This window comes from Bradyrhizobium sp. USDA 4541 (genome assembly GCF_024171085.1).
GTDB lineage: Bacteria > Pseudomonadota > Alphaproteobacteria > Rhizobiales > Xanthobacteraceae > Bradyrhizobium > Bradyrhizobium australafricanum.
Map to the genome: position 1 here is coordinate 1436072 of NZ_JALJZF010000001.1, position 20242 is coordinate 1456313.

24 protein-coding genes and 1 tRNA gene are annotated in these 20242 nt (G+C 65.1%); 13 read left to right on the forward strand and 12 right to left on the reverse strand.

The genetic code is table 11. The features are described 5' to 3' along the window. The first annotated feature begins 1 nt into the window (after position 1). Positions 2–1222, forward strand: coding sequence for a ubiquinone biosynthesis hydroxylase (locus tag J2R80_RS06770; protein ID WP_076833641.1), 1221 nt, complete (start codon positions 2–4; stop codon positions 1220–1222). 121 nt (positions 1223–1343) lie between these two features. Here the strand turns inward: J2R80_RS06770 and J2R80_RS06775 are convergent, their stop codons facing one another. The 4 genes from J2R80_RS06775 to J2R80_RS06790 all read right to left on the reverse strand — a co-directional run bounded on the left by J2R80_RS06775 (position 1344) and on the right by J2R80_RS06790 (position 3625). After that, a complete protein-coding gene (locus tag J2R80_RS06775; protein ID WP_253625568.1) occupies positions 1344–2273 on the reverse strand; it encodes an IS3 family transposase in 930 nt (309 codons plus the stop codon). Then, the gene (locus tag J2R80_RS06780; RefSeq protein ID WP_168857970.1) at positions 2270–2677 is read right to left on the reverse strand and encodes a helix-turn-helix domain-containing protein; all 408 of its coding nucleotides are present in this window, start codon (positions 2675–2677) and stop codon (positions 2270–2272) included. Before J2R80_RS06780 ends, J2R80_RS06775 begins: the two co-directional genes overlap by 4 nt. A gap of 106 nt (positions 2678–2783) precedes the next feature. Next, entirely contained in the window at positions 2784–2981 is a 198-nt protein-coding gene (locus tag J2R80_RS06785) for a Trm112 family protein (RefSeq protein ID WP_018269337.1), read from the reverse strand. Between the two features lie 107 nt (positions 2982–3088). After that, complete coding sequence (locus tag J2R80_RS06790) at positions 3089–3625, reverse strand: TetR/AcrR family transcriptional regulator (RefSeq protein WP_253638238.1); 537 nt, start codon at positions 3623–3625, stop codon at positions 3089–3091. Between the two features lie 92 nt (positions 3626–3717). Between J2R80_RS06790 and J2R80_RS06795 the strand changes: the two genes are divergently transcribed. The 6 genes from J2R80_RS06795 to J2R80_RS06820 all read left to right on the forward strand — a co-directional run bounded on the left by J2R80_RS06795 (position 3718) and on the right by J2R80_RS06820 (position 9087). Then, positions 3718–4068 (forward strand): hypothetical protein, encoded by a 351-nt coding sequence (locus J2R80_RS06795; RefSeq protein ID WP_092081260.1) that lies wholly within the window; start codon positions 3718–3720, stop codon positions 4066–4068. An 11-nt stretch (positions 4069–4079) separates the two neighbouring features. Further along, positions 4080–4886 (forward strand): crotonase/enoyl-CoA hydratase family protein, encoded by an 807-nt coding sequence (locus tag J2R80_RS06800; protein ID WP_057021350.1) that lies wholly within the window; start codon positions 4080–4082, stop codon positions 4884–4886. After that, entirely contained in the window at positions 4883–5305 is a 423-nt protein-coding gene (locus tag J2R80_RS06805) for a PaaI family thioesterase (RefSeq protein ID WP_253638239.1), read from the forward strand. Before J2R80_RS06800 ends, J2R80_RS06805 begins: the two co-directional genes overlap by 4 nt. A gap of 161 nt (positions 5306–5466) precedes the next feature. Continuing rightward, positions 5467–8001: an EAL domain-containing protein gene (locus tag J2R80_RS06810; RefSeq protein WP_253638240.1), complete on the forward strand. Its 2535-nt coding sequence runs from the start codon at positions 5467–5469 to the stop codon at positions 7999–8001. Between the two features lie 221 nt (positions 8002–8222). After that, positions 8223–8519: a PepSY domain-containing protein gene (locus J2R80_RS06815; protein WP_253638241.1), complete on the forward strand. Its 297-nt coding sequence runs from the start codon at positions 8223–8225 to the stop codon at positions 8517–8519. A 10-nt stretch (positions 8520–8529) separates the two neighbouring features. After that, positions 8530–9087, forward strand: a complete 558-nt coding sequence (locus tag J2R80_RS06820) for a cytochrome b/b6 domain-containing protein (protein ID WP_253638242.1) — start codon at positions 8530–8532, stop codon at positions 9085–9087. A gap of 100 nt (positions 9088–9187) precedes the next feature. On the opposite strand, the gene J2R80_RS06825 is transcribed toward J2R80_RS06820, so the two are convergent. Both J2R80_RS06825 and trxA read right to left on the reverse strand, forming a co-directional pair. After that, the gene (locus J2R80_RS06825) at positions 9188–9862 is read right to left on the reverse strand and encodes an LON peptidase substrate-binding domain-containing protein (protein ID WP_028335846.1); all 675 of its coding nucleotides are present in this window, start codon (positions 9860–9862) and stop codon (positions 9188–9190) included. Positions 9863–9892: 30 nt separating this feature from the next. After that, on the reverse strand, positions 9893–10813 hold the full coding sequence (gene trxA, locus J2R80_RS06830) for a thioredoxin (RefSeq protein ID WP_026192069.1): 921 nt from the start codon (positions 10811–10813) through the stop codon (positions 9893–9895). Positions 10814–11034: 221 nt separating this feature from the next. Between trxA and J2R80_RS06835 the strand changes: the two genes are divergently transcribed. After that, complete coding sequence (locus tag J2R80_RS06835; protein WP_253638243.1) at positions 11035–11526, forward strand: SRPBCC family protein; 492 nt, start codon at positions 11035–11037, stop codon at positions 11524–11526. A 160-nt stretch (positions 11527–11686) separates the two neighbouring features. Continuing rightward, positions 11687–11761: transfer RNA gene (locus J2R80_RS06840), tRNA-Gly, on the forward strand. Between the two features lie 157 nt (positions 11762–11918). On the opposite strand, the gene J2R80_RS06845 is transcribed toward J2R80_RS06840, so the two are convergent. After that, positions 11919–12185 (reverse strand): hypothetical protein, encoded by a 267-nt coding sequence (locus J2R80_RS06845; protein WP_253638244.1) that lies wholly within the window; start codon positions 12183–12185, stop codon positions 11919–11921. On the opposite strand from J2R80_RS06845, the gene J2R80_RS06850 reads away from it, so the two are divergent. The 3 genes from J2R80_RS06850 (at position 12184) to J2R80_RS06860 (ending at position 15017) form a co-directional block, all read left to right on the forward strand. Continuing rightward, positions 12184–12696: a DUF2865 domain-containing protein gene (locus J2R80_RS06850; protein ID WP_253638245.1), complete on the forward strand. Its 513-nt coding sequence runs from the start codon at positions 12184–12186 to the stop codon at positions 12694–12696. The genes J2R80_RS06845 and J2R80_RS06850 overlap by 2 nt on opposite strands. Positions 12697–12964: 268 nt before the next feature. Beyond that, positions 12965–14242: a sorbosone dehydrogenase family protein gene (locus tag J2R80_RS06855; RefSeq protein ID WP_253638246.1), complete on the forward strand. Its 1278-nt coding sequence runs from the start codon at positions 12965–12967 to the stop codon at positions 14240–14242. Positions 14243–14435: 193 nt separating this feature from the next. Next, positions 14436–15017 (forward strand): cytochrome c, encoded by a 582-nt coding sequence (locus J2R80_RS06860; RefSeq protein WP_253625235.1) that lies wholly within the window; start codon positions 14436–14438, stop codon positions 15015–15017. A gap of 106 nt (positions 15018–15123) precedes the next feature. Here the strand turns inward: J2R80_RS06860 and panE are convergent, their stop codons facing one another. From panE to J2R80_RS06880, 4 genes are all read right to left on the reverse strand, one after another. Beyond that, complete coding sequence (panE, locus tag J2R80_RS06865) at positions 15124–16044, reverse strand: 2-dehydropantoate 2-reductase (RefSeq protein WP_168856116.1); 921 nt, start codon at positions 16042–16044, stop codon at positions 15124–15126. A 111-nt stretch (positions 16045–16155) separates the two neighbouring features. Then, the gene (locus J2R80_RS06870) at positions 16156–16761 is read right to left on the reverse strand and encodes a 2-hydroxychromene-2-carboxylate isomerase (RefSeq protein WP_057021342.1); all 606 of its coding nucleotides are present in this window, start codon (positions 16759–16761) and stop codon (positions 16156–16158) included. A gap of 110 nt (positions 16762–16871) precedes the next feature. Beyond that, positions 16872–18221, reverse strand: a complete 1350-nt coding sequence (locus J2R80_RS06875; protein WP_375162559.1) for an MATE family efflux transporter — start codon at positions 18219–18221, stop codon at positions 16872–16874. Between the two features lie 117 nt (positions 18222–18338). After that, positions 18339–18923 (reverse strand): DUF2239 family protein, encoded by a 585-nt coding sequence (locus tag J2R80_RS06880; protein ID WP_057021341.1) that lies wholly within the window; start codon positions 18921–18923, stop codon positions 18339–18341. Between the two features lie 130 nt (positions 18924–19053). Between J2R80_RS06880 and J2R80_RS06885 the strand changes: the two genes are divergently transcribed. Next, positions 19054–19719 carry a glutathione S-transferase family protein gene (locus J2R80_RS06885; protein ID WP_076833619.1) on the forward strand — a complete coding sequence of 222 codons (666 nt, stop codon included), beginning with the start codon at positions 19054–19056 and terminating at the stop codon, positions 19717–19719. A gap of 8 nt (positions 19720–19727) precedes the next feature. Here J2R80_RS06885 and J2R80_RS06890 read toward each other — a convergent pair whose 3' ends face one another. Continuing rightward, positions 19728–20156, reverse strand: a complete 429-nt coding sequence (locus tag J2R80_RS06890; protein ID WP_253638247.1) for a DUF1330 domain-containing protein — start codon at positions 20154–20156, stop codon at positions 19728–19730. Positions 20157–20242 lie beyond the last annotated feature (86 nt).

Sequence of the window (20242 nt, forward strand, 5' to 3'; positions counted from 1 at the left end):
AATGCCGGCACAGCGAAGTATTGTCATCTGCGGGGGCGCATTTGCAGGGTTGGCGCTGGCCGTGGCGCTGCGCCAGGGGCTTGGGCCCGACATCCCGGTCATCGTGGCCGATCCGGCGCTGAGCCAGCGCCCGAGCCGCGATCCGCGCGCGACCGCGATCGTGGCGGCCTGCCGGCGGCTGTTCGAGACCCTCGGCGTCTGGGGCCAGGTGGCGCCGACGGCGCAGCCGATCACGGATATGGTCGTGACCGACTCCAAGCTGGAGGACGCGACGCGCCCGGTATTCCTGACCTTCGCCGGGAATGTCGCGCCCGGCGAGCCGTTCGCCCATATGGTCGAGAACCGCTATTTGATCGATGCGCTCGCGAGCCGTGCCGAAGCCGAGGGCGTCGAGCTGCGCGCCGCCGCGGTGTCGAGCTTCGCGTCGCGGCCCGACGGCGTCAGCGTTACGCTGGCCGACGGCACCGTGATCGATGCGAGCCTGCTGGTTGCCGCCGACGGCGCCCGCTCGAAGCTGCGCGAGCGCGCCGGGATTGCGACCCATGGCTGGGACTACGACCAGTCCGGCATCGTGGTCACGGTCGGGCACGAGCGCGAGCATCACGGCCGCGCCGAGGAGCATTTCCTGCCCGCCGGGCCGTTCGCGATCCTGCCGCTGACCGGTAATCGCTCGTCGCTGGTGTGGACCGAGACGCGCAACGATGCCGCGCGCATTGTCGCGTTGAACGAAGAGCAATTCCACGCCGAGCTCGAGCAGCGCTTCGGTCTGCATCTCGGCGAGATCAAGCCGCTCGACAAGCCGCGCGCCTTCCCGCTCGGCTATTTCGTCGCGCGCTCGTTCATCGCCGAACGGCTGGCGCTGATCGGCGACGCCGCGCATGTGATCCATCCGATCGCGGGGCAGGGGCTCAACATGGGCCTGAAGGATGTCGCTGCGCTCGCCGAGGTCGTGGTCGATGCGGCGCGGCTCGGCATGGACCTCGGCCAGGCCGACGTGCTCGAGCGCTACCAGCGCTGGCGCCGCTTCGATACGATGGCGATGGGCGTCGCCACCAACTCGCTGAACTTCCTGTTCTCCAACGAATCGACGCTGCTGCGCACCGTGCGCGACATTGGCCTCGGGCTCGTCGATCGCGCGCCGCCGCTGAAGGAGATGTTCATCCGCCAGGCGGCGGGACTGTCAGGCGAGGTGCCGCGGCTGCTGAAGGGCGAGGCGCTTTAGCCCTCGTAACCCGGATGAAGCCGACGGGTCGCACGAATGCGCGCCCGATGGCAGGCTCCGCGAAATCCGGGGCAGACTATCCGGAGTGACTGAACTGCACCCCTGATGTGAGACACGATAATCAGGGACAGGTGCCGAGCGCTTGAGGCGGCTGGGCGGGTTGATGGGTTACGGGCGCGATGCGGGGCTGCTGCGCAGCAGCCCTGCATCGCGGTAAACTTGCTTCGAACTCGGCTGGCGGCCGATAAGCCAGGGCCGAGTGTAGCCGTTGGCGATTGTACACCTCCTCGATGAAGGCGCCGATTGCATTTCTGGCATGCTGCGCATCGCGGTAAGTCTGGCCGTTGACCTCCTCCTGTTTGAGGGTCTTCATGAAGCTCTCCGCCTTGGCATTGTCGTAGGGATTGCCGACCCGGCTCATGCTCGGGGCAATGTCGTGCCGCTGAAGTAGGTCCGTGTAGTCGCCGCAGGCATACTGGATGCCGCGATCGGAGTGGTGGATCAGGCTACCGGGCGTCGGCTGGCGCGCCGCCAACGCCATGGAGAGCGCTGTAACCGCCAGACGCGCCTCCAGGTGCGTTTCCAGAGCCCAGCCGATCACGCGCCGGCTGAAGGCATCGAGCATGATGGCGAGATAGGCGAACTCCTCCTGCAGACGGATGTAGGTGATGTCCGCCACCCAGAGCTGGTCGAGGCCATCAGGCACCATGCCGCGGGCGAGGTTCGGTACCACGCGCCAGGGGTGGCGCGAGTCTGTCGTCACAGGCACGAACGGCCGCTGCCGCAAGCACAACAGATTGTCCTCTCGCATCAGGCGCAGCACGCGTTTGCCGTTCACCGCCAAGCCCTCACGGCGCAACTGGGCGGCGATGCGGCGATAGCCGTAATGCCGATAGGCAAGCGCCAGCCGCTGGATCGCGTCCCGCACGCCGGTTTCTTCGGCACGTGGGGCGGAAGCCGCCCAGTGCCGGTAATAGCCGGCCCGACTGACGCCAGCCAGCACGCACATCCGCTCGATCGTCAGCTCGCCTTGCCGCGGGGGCATCGTCATCGCCTGGATGACCGCGTAGACCCCGTCACGCCAGGCCCGGTGCTCGGCCGGCGTGCTTCCTTGACCCGCCGCAAGGCTTGCCGAAAAAAATCCAGTTCAATCTGCTGCTGGCCGATCTTGCGCTCAAGCTCGGCAATGCGCTCCGGCGCACCAGGGTCGGCAGTCGCAACATCGCGTGCCCGCTCCTTCACGCTCGGCGCAACCGCATCACTTTTGCGCGGCCGGCCGATCGGCCGCAGCGCCTCCGCCCCGCCGGCACGAAATAGATCGCGCCATGCATAGAGGTCCTTACGCAACACATTCAGCTCCTGGGAAAGAGCCTTTATGCGCTCACCCGCCAGAATGCGACGGACCGCCTCGAGCTTAAACTCTCGGCTGAAAACACGGGGTGATTTGTTGGACATACATTCTCCGTTAGAGAACTGTCCCTAATTTCCCGTGTCTCACTTTTGGGGTGCACTCCAGACACTTTCCCGGATTGCGCTGCGCTTCATCCGGGCTACATCGTCTTCAATCGATCTTTCTCGCCTCTTCCGGCAGCATGATCGGAATGCCGTCGCGGATCGGATAGGCGAGCTTGGCCGAGCGCGAGATCAGCTCCTGCCGCGCGGCGTCGAATTCCAGCGGCCCCTTGGTGATCGGGCACACCAGGATTTCGAGCAGTTTTGGGTCGGCAGTGCTTTCGAGATGGTCGGTCGTGGAATTCATTGCGGCCTCCGACTGGAGCGTTTTCGAGCGAAGTGGGCACTGGTTCGCGCGAAGAAAACGCGGCGGAATAAACTGGCCGGTGATGTAGCACATCCAAATAAGCGCTGTCAGCGTTTGGCAATCCGCAGCAATTCGTCGATCGCGGCCTGCTGACGCGGCTTCGGCAGCGCCTGCTCGGACAGCGCGTAGCCGATGAACGCCCAGTAGAAGATCTGCGCGCGGCCGCGCGCCACGTCGTCCGGGAATCCGGCCTGCCGCAGCAGGGTTTCGATATAGCCGATCCGGCGCTCGTCGACCTCGAGCACGGCGGCGCGCGCCACGGCATCGGCGGTGGCCCAGCTGCGCACCGCGCGTTCCAGCGCCAGCCGCGCCGAGAAGGCACGGCGCAGCAACAGCGCCAGCGCGTCGCCGCCTTCCGGAATGGTCTCGAGCTCGGCGATCACCTGCTCGGCCGCGACCTCGCGCCAATGGGTGAGGATCGCCGCGCGGTAGGCGCCGATGTCGGCGAAATGCCAGTAGAAGCTGCCGCGCGAGACGCCCATGGCCTTGGCCAGCGGCTCGGCCTTGAGCGCCGTGAAGCCGCGCCGCGCAAGCGTCTTCAGGCCCTGATCGAGCCAGTCCTTGACCGAGAGCTGTTCCGTCATGGTTCCCCGTCCCGCCGCCACCATACACAAGTGTATTGACAGGCGCCAGCGGCCGGTATCATATCCATACAGTAGTGTATGGAGGCATCGCGATGCGTGATCTTCTGCTGCAGGGCGCCGGCGTCATCGCCATTCTGGTCAGCCTGATCCATGGCGTGCTCGGCGAGACCAGGATATTCGCGCGCGCCACCGTCGAGCCGCCGCGGCTGCGGCTCTTGCTCCGCCTGGTCTATCAGGCCGGTACCGTCGCCTGGATCGGCGGCGGCGTGCTGCTGATCGCCGCGCCCGCGATGGCCTCCGATGCCGCGCGGCACTGGATCGTGGCGACGCTCGGCGTCGTGTTCGGCATCGCGGCGCTCGCCAACGCGGTGGCGACCCGCTTCCGCCACTTCGGCTGGATGGCGATGAGCGCTGTGGTGGCGCTCGCCGCCGCCGGCTATTAGCGAGGACGACCATGACGACTGATCGCATCAGCCTCAGCATCGCCAATGGCGTCGCGGACGTCAGGCTCAACCGCCCGGACAAGCTCAATGCGCTCGATCCGGCGATGTTCGCCGCGATCGCCGAGATCGGTGCGCAGCTTGCGGACAACCGCAAGCTCCGCGCCGTGGTGCTCTCGGGCGAAGGGCAGGCCTTCTGCGCAGGCCTCGACATGGAGCGGCTGGTCGCAACGACGGAGGGCGAGTCCATCCTGCCCTTTGCCGATCTCGGCCAGCGGACCCACGGCATTGCCAACTTTGCGCAGCATCTGGTGTGGCTCTGGCGCGAGTTGCCGGTGCCGGTCATCGCTGCCGTCCACGGCATCGCCTTCGGCGGCGGCTTTCAGCTGATGCTTGGTGCCGACATCAGATATCTCGCACCCGGCACGCGCCTTGCGATCATCGAAGCCAAATGGGGGTTGGTGCCCGACATGGCCGGCACGCAGCTGATGCGTCATCTCGCGCGCGAGGATGTGGTCCGTGAACTCACCTACACCGCGCGCATCTTCTCCGCGGAGGATGCGCTTGGTCATGGCTTCGCCACCCGCATCGTCGAACAGCCGCGCGAGGCCGCGCTGGAGACGGCGCGCGCGATCGCGGACCGCAGCCCGGATGCGATCCGCGCGGCCAAGCGGCTGCTCAATCTTGCAGCCGATCGCGATGCGGCGACCGGACTCGCGGCCGAAACGGCCGAACAGGCGCTTCTGCTCGGCTCGCCCAATCACATCGAGGCCGTCAGAGCGAATCTCGAACGGCGACCCCCGCAATGGAGTTTTACATGACGACTGGCCCGGGCTTCGATCTCGAACGTCTCGTTGCGACCAATGCGTCGGCGGCCTTCAATCGGCTTGCCGGCTTTGAGATCGTCTCCACCGGCACCGGCACGGTGGAACTGCGGATGCCCTGGCGCGACGATCTCACCCAATATGCGGGTCACCTCCATGCCGGCGTGATCGCGGCGCTGCTCGACACCGCCTGCGGCTTTGCCGCGGCGTCGATCGCAGGTTCCGTCACCGCATCGCATTTCTCGATGAACTGCTTGAAGCCCGCGCTGGGCCGCTGCTTCATCGCCAAAGGAACCACATTGCGTGCCGGACGCAGGCAGGTCTTCGCGCGCGCGGAACTTTTTACGGAGAACGAGCAGGGTGAAGCCTCGTTGGTTGCAACCGGTGAAACCGTGCTCGTTCCGCTGGCAGGCTAAGCCGCGCGGATCGCGCATGACTGTGAAATTTATGGAGCCATCAATTTCGGTGCGGAATCGGCTTACGCGCGGATAACCATGCCACTGAAAGTTGCAGAATATTATCGAGAAGACAATTCAATCAGCCTAGCCTGTGCGTACGGACAACCATGGACCGACGCATGTTTCGTGTTCTTACGTGCCTTTCAGGTGAGCATGACTGGCGGCTCGTTCTGCTCGCCGGACTGGTCTGCTTCGTTGCCAGTATTGTGGCCGTCAATATTTTTCATCGTGCAATTGCATCGCAGGCGAGGACGCGGCTGATCTGGATTGCGATCGCGGGAGCCGCGATCGGCTACGGCATCTGGGCAACGCATTTCATCGCCATGCTGGCCTATGAGCCGGGAGTCCCCACCGGCTACGGCATCGTCCTCACCGCGCTGTCGCTCGCCGCGGCGATGATGCTGACATCCGGCGGCCTCGGCCTTGCCGCCAGCGACTCCAGCCGCTGGCGCGCGCCGGTCGGCGGCGCCGTGATCGGAGCCGGCATCGCCAGCATGCACTATCTCGGGATGTGGGCGCTGGAGGTGCCGGGCCACGTGGTCTGGTCGCTCGATCTCGTGGCGGCCTCCGTCGTGCTCGGCATGCTGTTCGGCTACGCCGCGCTGGCGATCGCGGTGCGCCGTCAGGGCCGCTGGATGTCGCTCGTCGCGGCGCTGCTGCTGACGCTTGCGATCGTGTCGCATCATTTCACCGCGATGGGCGCGGTCGAGATCGTTCCGGATCCGTTGCTGGCTCCGGCGGCCCTGTCGCTCTCGCCTGCCTTCCTCGCCATCGTGATCGCCGGTGTGGCGCTGTCGGTGCTCGGGATGAGCCTGGTCGGCGTGCTCGCGGATCGCCGGCTGGCGCTTCGCACCCGCCGCTTCGAGGAGATCATCAGCCAGCTTTCGTCGGCGCGACAGCAGGTCGAGGCGTCGCAGAAGGCGCTGGAGGAGCAGAGGTTCCGGCTGGATACCGCGATCAACCACATGGGCGAGGGCCTCTGCATGTTCGATGCAGAGAAGCGCCTCGTCGTCTGCAACGATCGCTACGCCAAGATGTACCGGCTGCCGCCGGAACTGCTGCTGCCCGGCACGGCCCATCGCGAGATCATCAGGCATCGCATCGCCAACGGCATTCTCAAGGGCGAGACCAGCGACAGTGCCGCGACGCAGGTGCTCGCGACACTGAACGCGCTCCCGGCCGGCGAGATCAACAGCCGGGTCGACGAGCTCGCCGACGGCCGCTTGATCTGCGTGACGCGGCAGCCGATGCCCGGCGGCGGCTGGGTGGCGACGCATCGCGACGTCACCGAGCAGCGGCGCTCCGAGGCCAAGATCACCTATATGGCGCAGCACGACGCGCTGACCGATCTGCCGAATCGCGTGCTGCTCAAGGAATGGATGGAGCGCGCGCTCTCCGGTGCCCGGTGCGGCGGACCGAGTCTTGCGGTGCTGATGCTCGATCTCGACCGCTTCAAGGACGTCAACGACACGCTCGGGCATCCGGCGGGCGATGCGCTGCTGAAGTCGGTGGCCGCGCGCTTGCGCAGATCCGTCAGTGATACGACGCTGGTTGCGCGGCTCGGCGGCGACGAGTTCGCGGTGATCGACCATGTCAGCGATCCGGTCACGGAAGCGGGCCTGCTCGCCGAGAAGATCAGGAAGGCGCTCAGCGAGCCGATCGATCTCGGCGACCATCGGGTGACCACCACGACCAGCATCGGCATTGCGATCGCACCGCGCGACGGCACCGATTCGGACGAGGTGCTGCGCAGCGCCGATCTCGCGCTTTACTCGGCCAAGAGCGGCGGGCGCGGCTCGTTCCGCTTTTTCGAGCCGGAGCTCGATCGGCTGCTGCAGGCCCGGCGCAGCCTCGAGCGCGACATGCGCAGTGCCCTCGCCAATGGCGAGTTCGAGCTGCATTACCAGCCGTTCATCCACGTCGCGAGCGGGGAGACCTGCGGCTTCGAGGCGCTGCTCCGCTGGCACCATCCGCACCGCGGCATGGTATCTCCGGCGCAGTTCATTCCGCTGGCGGAAGAGACCGGCCTGATCGTGCCGCTGGGGGAATGGGTGCTGCGCACCGCGTGTGCGGAAGCCGCCAAATGGCCGGGCGACCTCAAGATCGCGATCAACCTGTCGCCGGTGCAGTTCAGGAGCCCTGAGTTGGTCCCGGTGATCGTGCGCGCGCTGGCGAGTGCCGGAATTTCGCCGGAGCGCCTCGAGCTCGAGGTCACCGAAACCGCCATCATTCAGGACAGCGAAGCGGTGTTTACCGCGCTGAGCCAACTGCACGATCTCGGGGTGCGGATCGCGCTCGACGACTTCGGCACCGGCTACTCGTCGCTGAGCTTTCTGCAGAAGTTTCCGTTCGACAAGGTCAAGATCGACCGCAGCTTCGTGTCCGAACTCTCGGGAGCGAGCGACGAGTCGCGCCGGATCGCGCGCGCGATCGTGCGCTTTGCCGTCAGCCTCGGCAAGACCACGACGGCCGAAGGCGTTGAAACCAGGGAGCAGCTCGACATTCTCCGCGCCGATGCTTGCGTCGAAGTGCAGGGCTTCCACTTCAGCCCGCCGGTGCAGAGCGAGAAGGTCGCACAGATGATCGGCGGGCGAACCCCGGCAGCGGCCGAACGGCCTACGGTCCGTCTTGCAATGGCGGGTGCCGCGTCCTGATCGATGGGCTGCGCCGGGCGGCCCGATACGCATGAGGCTTAAGGCCGCAGCACGCGGTCAAAACCGATCTGCGCGTGGAGCGCAAAGCGGTTTTGGCGACCGTTAGAATTCCTCTAAAGCCAGCCGTCGCGGCGCTTCCTTGACTTGGCAATCGCGTCAGCATTCGTCACGCATGTGCCCTGCGCGAAGGCGTTGTGGGTAAGATTGTCAACGGAGGGGATATGCGCGTGAGAGTGATTTTGAGCGCTGCGCTTGCAGCATGCGTCCTTGGGAGCGTTCTTGGGCTGACCGGATCGGCGGCGCTCGCCGACGGCTACAAGAATTGCACCAAGCTCGACAAGGCGTCGTGGAAGCCGGCAAGCGAGGCCGAAGCCAAGGCCAAGGCGCTCGGCTACGAGGTGCGCCGGTCGAAAATCGAGGGCTCCTGCTACGAGGTGTACGGCGTCAAGGAAGGCAAGCTCTACGAGCTATTCTACAGCCCGGAAGACCTCAGCCTGAAGCACACGATCGCGAAGTGAAGCAGGCGCGATGACGGAGGCGGCGCGGGGCGCCCGCGGCGCGACCAGCGTGCAGGTCTGGGACCTGCCGCTGCGGCTGTGGCACTGGGCGCTCGCCATCCTCGTCCTGGTCGCCTGGGTGACGCCCAGCACCTATGACCGGCTGCACCGGCTGGCGGGTTATTCGGTGATCGCCCTGCTGGCGTTCCGGCTGATCTGGGGCTTTGCCGGCACGCGCTACGCGCGTTTCGGGAGGCTCGGCGTCCGCCTGCGCGCCGCGCCGCGCTACATCTGGAATCTCCGGCGCGGCATCACCGGGCGCTACATCGGACTCAATCCGGCGGGCACCGTGATGCTGGTGGCGCTGCTGTTGCTGCTTGCGATCTCGACAATCACGGGCGTGATGGAGGTCACCGTGACCTTCTTCGGTGTCTGGTGGGTCGAGGATACCCACGCCTATGCCTCGGATGCGCTCATGGTGCTGGTCGGGCTGCATGTGCTCGGCGTCGTCGTGGTCGGTTTGCTGCAGCGTCAGAACCTGGTGCGCGCGATGTTCACCGGCCGCAAGCAGCTGCGCAATCGTTCTTAAGCTGAAGCCGCACCGGAAGTTTACCTCTCCCCGACGGGGAGAGGTGGACGATCGCGGGCCGAGCCGATCCAAACAACAAACGTCTGATCCCGGTCGGTAGCTACTGCACCGGCGGGTCGCCCGAGGTGCGCTTCTTGGCGAGGTCCATTTCGGTGACCGCGATCAGGATCTCGGCGCGGGTCTTCAGGTCCGGCGCCTCGAGCATCGCCTGCTTCTCGGCGGGACCATAGGGCGACATCATCGCCAGCGCATTGACCAGCGCCTCGTTGGGCGCGGACTCGATACCTTCCCAGTCGACCTTCAGATTGTTGGCTTCCAGGAAATCGGCCAGCACTTCGAGCAGCGCCTTGCGGTCGACGGCCTCCTCACCCTTGCGCGCGGTGAAGTCGCCGGCGAAGGAGAAGAAGTCGACCTTGCACTGCCGGTACGGCGTCTGCACGGTCAGCTCCTCGACCACCTTGAAGCGCGCGACGCCGGTCAGTTCGAGGATGTAGCGGCCGTCGCCGGATTCGGCGAGCTGGGTGATGCGGCCGACGCAGCCGATCCGGAACAGGACCGGCTTCGCCTCTTTCTGCGAATGCGTCACGTCGGGCTGGATCATGCCGATCAGGCGATGGCCGTCGCGCAGCGCGTCGTCGATCATCGCGAGATAGCGCGGCTCGAAGATGTTGAGCGGCATCTGGCCGCGTGGCAGCAGCAACGCGCCGGGCAGCGGGAACACCGGGATCACTTCCGGGAGCTCGCCGGGCCCGCGATATTCGGCATTGATCGGCATCTGCGGTCCCGCTGCTGTGACGGGCGTGCTTTACGAGAACAGGATGGTCGACAAACGCTTGCGCCCCTCGACGGTTGCCTCATCGGTGCCGCCCCACGCCTCGAAGAACTGCACCAGCTGCTTGCGCGCGCCGTCGTCGTTCCACTTGCGGTCACGCCTGACGATGGCGAGCAATTGCTCGGTCGCTTCCGTGCGCTTGCCCATCGCATTGAGCGCGGTGGCGAGATCGAATCGGGCCTGATGATCGAGCGGGTTTGCGGCGACTTTCTGTTCCAGCTCCGCGACCGGGCCGACCGCTTCCGCCTGTTCGGCGAGATCGATCGCCGCCTGCACCGCCTTCACCGCGGCGTCGTTGCGCTTGGATTCCGGAACCATCGCCAGCGTCTGCTTGGCCTGCTCCATCGCACCCGACGTGACGTAGCACTTGGCGAGGCCGGCGAGCGCCGCGATGTTGGTGGCGTCGTGCGCCAGCACCTCGGCATAGATCTGCGCGGCCTGGGCGGCGTCGCCCTCGGCAAGCACGGCGTCGGCCTCGGCCAGGATCTCGGTGAGATTGGGCTCGCCGGCGGCCGGCACGCCCTTGGTGATCTTCTCGATGAAGGCGTTGACCTGGCTCTCCGGCACCGCGCCCATGAAGCCGTCGGCGGGCTGGCCGCCCACGAAGGCGATCACGGCCGGGATCGACTGGATGCCCATCTGGCCGGGGATCTGCGGATGCTCGTCGATGTTCATCTTGACCAGCTTGACCCGGCCCTTGGCGTTGCGAACCGCCTTTTCCAGGATCGGCGTGAGCTGGCGGCAGGGACCGCACCACGGCGCCCAGAAGTCGATCATGACCGGCTGACGGCGCGATTCCTCGATGACGTCCTTGACGAAGGTCTGGGTCGTCGTCTCCTTGATCAGATCGGGCGCTGCCTCGGGCGTGGGGCCGCCCTGCTCCATTATCGTCACGTTGTCCTCGCCTGCTTCTGAGGTCGGAAATCCGGGGGCGTTCTAGCACGCCCGGAACGGCACGTTCAGCCGTTCTGTCAGCTAGAGCATGATCCCGGAAAAGTGGGAACCGGTTTCCGGGATCATGCTCCGTAAATGGCAGTCAGCCAGCAAAATTCAATCGCTTGGCCGCCCGTCCCGTTCCATCGGAGATCGGGTGGGTTGGTGCCGCGGAACGGCCGATGATGGCGATCATTCATGACAGCAGGGGAGCGCCCGTGGCAAAGGCCTATTACAGCACGGTGTTCGAGCAGCCGGCCGGCGAGGTCTGGAAAATCATCCGCGATTTCAACAATTACCCGGTCTGGGTCCATGGCGCGGGGACGAGCGAGATCGAGGACGGCAAATCCGGCGATACCGTCGGGGCCGTGCGCAATGTGCTGTACCGGGAGCGGCGGATCCGGCAGCGGCTGCTCGCGCAGTCCGACGTCGAACGCTTCCAGACCTACGAATTTGTCGACACCCCGACCCTGCCGGTGACGGATTTCAGCGCGACCCTGCGGGTAACCCCGGTGATCGACGGCGACCGGGCCTTTATCGAATGGTGGGCCGTGTTCGATTGCGACCCGACCCGCCGCGTCGAGCTGGCGCAGACGCTGGCCGGCTGGTTCGAGACCTGGCTCGAATCGCTCCGGGACGAGATGGCCCTGAGGCCGGTTCCGGCGGAAATCTAAAAAGAAATCGGCGGCGCAGCCGGTTTCGGCCGATTCGGGGTCAATTTTTAGAGAAACCGTGCGATTTCGTGAGGTTCGGACCGCGCTCTTGTGTTGCATTCACAGACAGCTTTTGGCATAGGTCTGCCGTTGTCGGCGAGCGATCGCCGCCATTTCGGATGCGGGTGTAGCTCAGTGGTAGAGCACGACCTTGCCAAGGTCGGGGTCGAGGGTTCGAGCCCCTTCGCCCGCTCCAAAACTTCTCGCTGACCGAGCTGACAGTCTGATGAAGGCCCGTTGATGAGGCCAGCCCACTGGCGCGGGCTTTTTGCTGTCCGGCCCAAGGTCGCATCTCCAGGCCGCGATCGCGAGGTCAAGATGCCGCGGCCCGCCGTGGCGGTTTCCGGCTTTTGTTAACCGGCAAACGTTGCATTCTCAAAACTGATAGAAATCTGTGGTTGTGTTGCCGTTGGAATGGCCGCCGCCGGTTTTGCCGGCGCGGCAAGCGCGTGAACGATGTCGATCAGTTGGAAGCCGGCTCCCGGATTAAATCGCCGCTCGGCTCGCGTAAACATTGCTGCGCTGGTCATGCTCGTCGGCGTCTGGACATGTTCGGGCGCATCAGCGCAGCAATTGCCGAGCGACTCGGCGTATGCCCCGGCGCCCAGCTTCTCTCCCATGCCTGGCTTTGGGCCGGCGCCTGACCTCGAGCCGGCCGAACGGCCGCGAGCGCGGGTCTACATCACGACGCGGTCGCACCGGGGCGGCCAGCAAAATTTCTGCGTCAGGACCCGCGACGGCCGCTTCTTTCCGTTGCCGCGCGTCAGCGAGACGGCCGACGTCAAGGCATGCGAGGCGGCCTGTCCCGCCGCCGAGGTGAAGCTGTACTCCGGCTCCGATATCGACAGCGCCCGAACCGAAGCGGGCGAGACCTACAAGACGCTCGCCAATGCATTCCGCTTCCAGCGCGAGATGGTGCCGCAATGCTCGTGCAGCGCCGGCGCGTCCACCGGCCTTTCGCCGATTGCGATCGAGGACGACATGACGCTTCGGACCGGCGACATCATCGCCGCCGATGACGGCTTCAAGATCGCGGCGATCACGAGCGGGCAGCGGCGCAGCGTGTTGTTCAGGCCGCTGTCGAAGGCCAAGGCGCAAGCGCTCGGTCTGGCGCGCCTGTCGTCGCGATAGAGGCGATCACGAGCGTTAGCTTCATTCGAATATCACGCTGCGGTGCAGAATGCCTTGTTATCAGGCAGGCTGCTCAGGAAAATTTCGTCTCAAATATCGTCTCAACTAGTTTTGACGCAGCGCACACCGGCGGACGCGCTTTTCAGCCTCGATGGATGTGCTACCATTTTGCCGTCTGACCTACCTCGCAGACCGCCACCATCATCTCTCAGGGCGTTCAAAATCAATAACAGGCAAGCTGCAACGGCTTGCGTAGGGGAGTGACGCGATGAAATCCGCTTTCAATCGATCAATACTTGCGTTCGCGGCGATCGTGCTGCTGGCGGGGACGACCTTCGCCAGTGCGCAGCAACAGACAGACAAGAATCGTGCGCTGAAGAAGTACGAATCGGGCACCAAGGAATTCTGGACCCATCCGCCGGACGACTGGTTCCTCGGCGACGAGACCGAAGCGCAGAAGGGCCTTGCCCCGCCGTCCGGTCCGCCGACCGGCGCGTCGGATTCCGAGCTCGCGACGATGATGAAGAAGATCAAGCTGCCGCCGGGCTTCAAGATCGAGGTCTATGCCTCGAACGTGCTCGCCGCGCGGCAGATGGCCTGGGGTGACAAGAGCACGCTGTTCGTCGGCTCGTTCGGGCTCGGCAACGTCTATGCGATCAAGGACAACAACGGCAAGAAAGAGGTCAAGACCATTCTCAAGGGCCTCAACATGCCGACCGGCCTCGCCTTCCGCGACGGCGCGCTCTACGTCATCGCGGTCGACAAGCTGATCAAGTACGACAACGCCGAAGCCAATCTCGACAATCTCGGCAGCGGCAAGGTGGTGTATGACGACATGCCGTCCTACGCGGCGCATGGCTGGAAATACATCGCCGTCGACAAGGAAGGCTGGTTCTACATTCCGTTCGGACCGCCCTTCAACATCGGCATTCCGCCGACCTCGGTGTCGCAGATCCGCCGCGTCGATCCGAAGACCGGCAACGCGGAAATCTGGGCGCTCGGCGTGCGCAACTCGGTCGGCGGCGACGTCGATCCGCGCACCGGCAAGTACTGGTTCACCGAGAATGCCCGCGACTGGATCAGCGACGATCTGCCGAGCGACAAGCTCAACATGATCTCGAAGATCGGCGAGCACTTCGGCTATCCCTATTGCCACCAGGGCAACCTGCCGGACACCAAGTTCGCGATGGGTCACAAGTGCTCGGAGTTCACTCCGCCGGTGTACAATCTCGGTGCGCACGTCGCGCCGCTCGGCATGAAGTTCTATACCGGCAGCCAATTCCCGGCCGAGTACAAGAACAGCATCCTGATCGCCGAGCACGGCTCCTGGAACCGGCATAAGTATCAGGGCGGCCGCATCGTGAAGATCACCGCGAGCCCTGACGGCAAGAACGCCAAGCAGGAGATCTTCGCCGACGGCTGGATCGAGGGTGACCAGGGCTATCTCGGCCGTCCCGCCGACATCCTGCTCGACAAGGATGGCTCGATTCTCGTCGCCGACGACTGGGCCGGTGCGATCTATCGCATCAGCTACAGCAAGAAGTAACGGTTGAAACAATGCGGGGCTGCGGTGGCCGATCAGGCAGCCGCAGCCCCGTTTACGTGGTTCGCAAGCCCAACGACGGAACAGACTCGTCATGCCCGGACTTGATCCGGGCATCCATCCAAACAACAACCCTTCTGCAAGCCAGATGGATTGCCGGGCCAGGCCCGGCAATGACCCGTGGAGAAAACTGGCAATGCGTGTTACGTCCTTTGCAATCCTGTTCGCGGCGGTGATCGCAGTTGCGTCGTCCGCCAATGCCGCCGATGTCGCCGCCGGCAAGGCGAAGGCCGAAATCTGCGCCGCTTGCCACGGCGACAACGGCATCTCGCAGACCGAGAACATTCCCTCGCTCGCCGGCCAGCTCGACCAGTACGTTCAATGGCAGCTGGTGTTCTTCCGCGCCGGCGCGCGCAAGAACGAGCAGATGCAGCCGATCGTCGAGCAGCTCAACAACGACGACATCCGCAATCTCGGCGCCTATTTCGCGTCGCTGACGCCGTTCAAGGGCGGCAAGGACGACAATCCGGACCTGTCCGAAAAGGGCAAGCAGGCCGCCGCCGGCCGCCGCTGCGCCTCATGCCATGGCGATACGTTTGCCGGTACCAAGGCGGTGGCCCGCATCGCCGGCCAGCGCGAGGAATATCTCGTCAAGGCGCTGCACGATTACAAGTCGGGCCAGCGCTCCGGCGGCGCCCAGGCCGCCATGGCCGATGTTGCCTATCCGCTGAGCGACGAAGAGATCACCGCGCTCGCGCATTATCTGGCGCATTTGTAGGTACGAAAAATGTGCGTAGCCCGGATGGAGCGCAGCGCAATCCGGGGCGCTCTATCTGCCGCGAGATGATTCCCGGATTTCGTTCCGCTCCATCCGGGCTACAAGATCATCCAGCCCGCTGCTTCTCATACGCCTTGAGATGCGTGTAGGCCGTGCGCAGCTTCGGCACCGGGATCTTGGCGGCGTCGGCGCGCACGATCAGGTCGCCGATCACGTGATCGGCCTCGACCGGCAGCCCCGCCTTGATGTCGCGGAACATCGATGCGGTCATCGGCGAGCCCTCGGTGGTCAGGAGCCCGCGGGTGCGCTGGAAGAACGGTCCGCCCGGGCCATGGCCGGCGTCGGCGGCGATCGCGCTGCATTCGTCGAGGATGCCGAGCAGGAAATCCTTGCCGCCGGGCGCGGCCAGGATGTTGCCGACCGAGGTCCGCATCAGGCTGGTGGAGGCGGCGAGCGAGGCCAGGAACACCCACTTCTCCCACATGTCCTGCATCACATGCTCGCTGGCGTTGGCGCCGTTGATCGCCGAGAAAGTTTCAGCGATCGCGCGCACCCGGTCAGACAGGCCGCCGGCGCGCTCGCCGAAGCCGAGCGACTGCATCGGCTGCAGCTGCACCACCTCGCGTTTCTCGTTCAGCGTCGCCGCGATCGCGCACAGACCCCCGAGCACATGCTGAGCGCCGAACGTCTTGTCGAGCGCATCGAGATGCAGCATGCCGTTGAGCAGCGGGATGATCGCGGTCTTGTTACCGACGGCGGGCGCAAAGGACTTGATCGCATCCTCGAGATCGAACGCCTTGCAGCTCAACAGCACGACGTCGAACTTGTCCGACAGCTTGTCGGCCTGCACGGTCGGCGGGTTGTTCAGCGTGACATCGCCGTTCGGGCTCTTGATCACGAGCCCGGCGGAGGCGAGCTCGGAAGCGCGGCGAGGGCGCACCAGGAAAGTGACGTCGCGGCCGGCCTGAAGCATCCGGCCACCGAAATAACCGCCGATCGCACCGGCGCCGACCACGAGAACGCGCATGGGAATTTGTCCTTCTTTGTTGTTGCCCGAGGAGGCGAGCGAATAGGGAGTAGCGAATAGATAAGGATACTGTTCGATTATTCGCTACTCGCTATTGGCCATTCGCTCATCTCACTTTCCCGATACCATTTCCTCGACTTCGCGCAGCTGCTCCTTGCCGAAGAAGATCTCGTTGCCGACGAAAAAGGTCGGCGAGCCGAACGCGCCGCGCTCGACGGCGGATGAGGTATATTCGATCAGCTTGGCCTTCACGTCCGCGTCCTGTGCGCGGGCGAACAGTTTCGCGGCGTCAAGGCCGGAGGAGGCGATGGCTTTACCGGCGACCTCAGGATCGTCCATCTTCTTGGGCTCGACCCACATGTGGTGGAAGGCGGCCTCGATATACTTCTCGAACACGCCCTCAAACTGGGCGGCGACCGCCGCGCGCATCAGGTTCAGCGTATTGACCGGGAAAAACGGGTTCCAGGTGTAGGGCTTGACGTTGAAGCGCTTGAGAAAGCGTTCGGTCTCGATCTTCTGAAACTCCGGCTTGTTCCTGACGCCCGCCAGCGTCTCGGCCGGCGACTTGTTGTTGGTGGCCTTGAAGATGCCGCCGAGCAGGATCGGGACATATTCGAACTTGACGCCGGTGCGCTTTTCGATTGCCGGGATTGCTTCATGGCTGAGGAAAGCGTTGGGGCTGCCGAAATCGAACAGGAATTGCGGATTTTGGCTCACGGCGGTCTCTCCCTCGGCCTGTCTAGTTTGGGCTTATTTAGCATGGACCTGCTGTCGCAGGCGCCATCTGTAGAATATGATAGTCATCATGTGAGCCGCGGCGCGCGATGTCAAATCAGCCGCTTGATGGTCTGCTTGCGCCATACCAGGGCGTAATAGGCCATCTGCAGCACGAACATGGTTGCGAAGGTGACGGGATAGGCGATCCAGATGCCGCTGACTCCGATGGAGCGGCTGAGCAGGATCGCGACCGGCACCTCGACCACCGCGATCGCCAGCGTCGAGAGCAACAGCGGCATCCACACCGTGCCGCCGGCGCGCATCGCGCCCGAGAACACCGTCGCCATGCCGAACAGCACCATGCTCCACAGCACGATGTACAACAGCTGCTGCGCCAGCCCGAGCACGGCATTGTCGACGATGAAGAAGCCCATCAGCGGCCGCGCGAAGAGATAGCCGAGCACGACCAGCCCGCCGGTCAGCGCGAGATTCATCTCGATCCCGGTCCGGACGATGGCGCCGACCCGGGCGGAATCGCCGCGGCCGATCGCCTGCGCGCCGAAGATCGACACCGATATCGCGATCGAGATCGCCGGAAACTGCACATAGCCGATCACCTGGTTGACCGCGCCATAGGCCGCGGTGGCGTCCGAGCCGAAGCCGTTGACGAGGCCGAGCAGCACCAGTTCGGCGAGCGAGACCACCACCATGCCGATCGCGGTCGGAATGCCGAGCCGCAGCACGATGCGCAGCAGCGCGCCGTTCGGCCGCATCGCGCGCAGGAACGCGGCGTCGAAGGCCAGCGCATGGCGGTGCCGCAGCATATGGACATGCAGCCACAGCAGCGTGACCACGCCCGAGACCGCGGAGGCAACCGCAGCGCTGGCGACGCCGAGCATCGGCAGGCCGAGCCAGCCGCGGATCAGCGCCGGTGTCACCACCAGGCCGATGGCGGTCGAGACCGTCAGCGCGACCAGCGGCGTCACGGTGTCGCCGACGCCGCGCATCATCGCCGTCAGCAGCAGGAATGCGAAGGTGATGGGCATCGTGATCATCATGATCCGCGCATAAGCCGCCGCGGCGTCGAGGACGTCGGATGGCGTCGCGAGCGCGATCAAGAGCGGGCGGGCGAACAGGCCGCCTGATATCGCGATCGCCAGCGCGAGCAGCAGCGTCACGGTCATGGTGGTGCCGGCGACCGCTTTCACCCGGTCGGGCTCGCCGGCGCCCCAGGCCTGGCCGATCATGACCGAGGCGCCGGCGCTCAGGCCGATCACGAAGGAAATGAAGAAGAACATCACCGGAAAGAACACCGAGACGGCGGCGAGCGCGTCGACGCCGATCATCTGGCCGAGATAGACGCCGTTGATGGTGCCGAACAGCGACTGCAGCACGTTGCTGAGCAGCATCGGCGCGAGGAAGGCGAGGAAGGCTTTGCGCAGGGAGGGAGGGTTGGACACGTTCAACTTCCAAAAATTGCGACGTCAGGGACGGCGGCGGACCAGGGGCTGCGGTTCAGTTCGATCAGAACCGAATCGCCGGCAGGCCGGGCCGCCATCCATGTCACTCGAAACCAGTCAGTCCGCTTGATCGCTATAGGCGAGCCGGATCGCGTGATCGCGGATGTCGGCCGGCCAGTCCGCGATCAGCGTCGCAAAGCGGCGCCGGTCGTGGGCGAACAGCGCGCGGATCGCATCTTCATAGTTCGGCCGGTTGCCGGCCATGACAGTCATGAAGCGATAGGCGGCGTCCTGCGCGCTGCGCGTGCGATCCTTGTCGCCGCTCGCGCGGCGCGCCTCGTCGACCAGCTTGCGGATCGCAACCGATGCACCGCCCTTCTGCTGCGCGAGCCAGTCCCAATGCCGTGGCAACAGCGTGATCTCGCGCGCGACGACGCCAAGCTTCGGACGTCCCGGGCCGCGCGGCGCGGTCGGCGTCGGCTCCTCGTCGCGCGCAGGTGCGGGCTGCGGCAGCCGCGCCAGCACGTCGTCGACCGAGCCGCGGAAATCGATATCGACCAGCGCCGAGGTGCGGCCGTTGAACACCAGGATCGCGGCGTCCTTGCGTTGGTCGAGGTGTTGCTTGGCGGCGCGCGCAACCTCCGGGAGGTCGCCGGCCCCGATGCGGTGCTCGCCTTCGAACGCGACATAGGCAGGATTCATGGTAGACCTCTCAGATTGCGCGACATACTGCCCGGATAATTCTTGGCAATCGCAGCGCGTGGATCTCGACTTTCTGGTTTCCCGCTGGCACCAAACGTCGCCCGATTGCGCTGATCTTTCAGAGGAGCCCATGCTGACGGTTCATCACCTCAACAATTCCCGCTCGCAGCGCGTACTGTGGCTGCTCGAGGAATTGGGTGTGCCCTACGAGATCGTGCGCTACCAGCGGCAGCCCGACATGCGGGCGCCGAAGGAGCTGCGTGCGATCCATCCGCTCGGCAAGTCGCCCGTCGTCACCGACAACGGCCACACGATCGCGGAATCCGGCGCGATCCTCGAATACATCATCGCGACCTACGGCAACGGGCGCCTCATCCCGCCGGCCGATACGCCGGAGCGGCTGCGCTACACCTATTGGCTGCACTACGCCGAGGGTTCGGCGATGACGCCGCTGCTGCTGAAGCTCCTGTTCACGCTGATGCCGAAGCGCGCGCCGGCGCTGCTGCGGCCCTTGGTGCGCAAGGTATCCAACACGGCGCTGTCCACGCTGGTCAATCCGCAGCTCAAGCAGCACATGGCCTATTGGGAAGGCGAGCTCGGCAAGAGCGAATGGTTCGCCGGCAGCGAGTTTTCCGGCGCCGACATCCAGATGAGCTTTCCGCTCGAGGCCGCCGCGGCGCGCGGCGGGCTCGAGGACGGCCATCCCAAGTGTGTCGCGTTCCTGGAGCGTATTCACGCCCGCCCGGCCTATGCGCGGGCGCTGGAGAAGGGCGGGCCGTACCAGGTCGGCCGGTAAATTCGCGCTCATCGCGGCAGCTCGACCAGCGGCAGCAGCCGCGAATCGGCCAGCGCCGCGGTGCGATGGCCGATGCCGGCGAGGTAGGCCTCCGCCACCGCGAAGGCGAGGAACGCGCCACGGCTCTTCTGCCGGATCAGCATCGCGCGATCCCAGCGCTCGCCTTCAGGCCCGATCAGGAACGAGCCGCCCTCACCCATGAACAGGATGTCGCCGCCGCTCTTGCGCAGATGCGGCAGCGTGTGCGCGACATAGCAGTCGTAGGCCTCCGCCCCCGTGATCGGCTGCGGCGGGGCGAGCTCCGGGCTTTGCGAATAGTCGGCGATCACGCGGAAGCGCAACAAATTGAGCATCACCAGCTCGCCCGCGATCTCGCGCTGGGCAAAGTCGCGCCCGGCGTTCCAGGTCGGCTCGAGATAGCAGGCGGCGGTGTCCATGTCGGTGTCCCATCGAAGGTTGATGGCATTTTTTACCCGGGCATAATTGCTTTGTCAATAATACCCGGATATAAATAGCCCGACAG

Coding starts and splice junctions, on each gene's coding strand:
- panE (WP_168856116.1), bottom strand. CDS start 16,044: ATGCGCGTTCTCGTGGTCGGCGCCGGTGCGATCGGCGGTTATTTCGGT.
- J2R80_RS06815 (WP_253638241.1), top strand. CDS start 8,223: ATGCGCGTGAGAGTGATTTTGAGCGCTGCGCTTGCAGCATGCGTCCTT.
- J2R80_RS06785 (WP_018269337.1), bottom strand. CDS start 2,981: ATGAATTCCACGACCGACCATCTCGAAAGCACTGCCGACCCAAAACTG.
- J2R80_RS06805 (WP_253638239.1), top strand. CDS start 4,883: ATGACGACTGGCCCGGGCTTCGATCTCGAACGTCTCGTTGCGACCAAT.
- J2R80_RS06770 (WP_076833641.1), top strand. CDS start 2: ATGCCGGCACAGCGAAGTATTGTCATCTGCGGGGGCGCATTTGCAGGG.
- J2R80_RS06790 (WP_253638238.1), bottom strand. CDS start 3,625: ATGACGGAACAGCTCTCGGTCAAGGACTGGCTCGATCAGGGCCTGAAG.
- J2R80_RS06825 (WP_028335846.1), bottom strand. CDS start 9,862: ATGCCGATCAATGCCGAATATCGCGGGCCCGGCGAGCTCCCGGAAGTG.
- J2R80_RS06890 (WP_253638247.1), bottom strand. CDS start 20,156: ATGGACACCGCCGCCTGCTATCTCGAGCCGACCTGGAACGCCGGGCGC.
- J2R80_RS06860 (WP_253625235.1), top strand. CDS start 14,436: ATGCGTGTTACGTCCTTTGCAATCCTGTTCGCGGCGGTGATCGCAGTT.
- J2R80_RS06850 (WP_253638245.1), top strand. CDS start 12,184: ATGCCTGGCTTTGGGCCGGCGCCTGACCTCGAGCCGGCCGAACGGCCG.
- J2R80_RS06800 (WP_057021350.1), top strand. CDS start 4,080: ATGACGACTGATCGCATCAGCCTCAGCATCGCCAATGGCGTCGCGGAC.
- J2R80_RS06780 (WP_168857970.1), bottom strand. CDS start 2,677: ATGTCCAACAAATCACCCCGTGTTTTCAGCCGAGAGTTTAAGCTCGAG.
- J2R80_RS06845 (WP_253638244.1), bottom strand. CDS start 12,185: ATGGGAGAGAAGCTGGGCGCCGGGGCATACGCCGAGTCGCTCGGCAAT.
- J2R80_RS06885 (WP_076833619.1), top strand. CDS start 19,054: ATGCTGACGGTTCATCACCTCAACAATTCCCGCTCGCAGCGCGTACTG.
- J2R80_RS06775 (WP_253625568.1), bottom strand. CDS start 2,273: ATGACGATGCCCCCGCGGCAAGGCGAGCTGACGATCGAGCGGATGTGC.
- J2R80_RS06810 (WP_253638240.1), top strand. CDS start 5,467: ATGTTTCGTGTTCTTACGTGCCTTTCAGGTGAGCATGACTGGCGGCTC.
- J2R80_RS06880 (WP_057021341.1), bottom strand. CDS start 18,923: ATGAATCCTGCCTATGTCGCGTTCGAAGGCGAGCACCGCATCGGGGCC.
- J2R80_RS06795 (WP_092081260.1), top strand. CDS start 3,718: ATGCGTGATCTTCTGCTGCAGGGCGCCGGCGTCATCGCCATTCTGGTC.
- J2R80_RS06855 (WP_253638246.1), top strand. CDS start 12,965: ATGAAATCCGCTTTCAATCGATCAATACTTGCGTTCGCGGCGATCGTG.
- J2R80_RS06835 (WP_253638243.1), top strand. CDS start 11,035: ATGATGGCGATCATTCATGACAGCAGGGGAGCGCCCGTGGCAAAGGCC.
- J2R80_RS06820 (WP_253638242.1), top strand. CDS start 8,530: ATGACGGAGGCGGCGCGGGGCGCCCGCGGCGCGACCAGCGTGCAGGTC.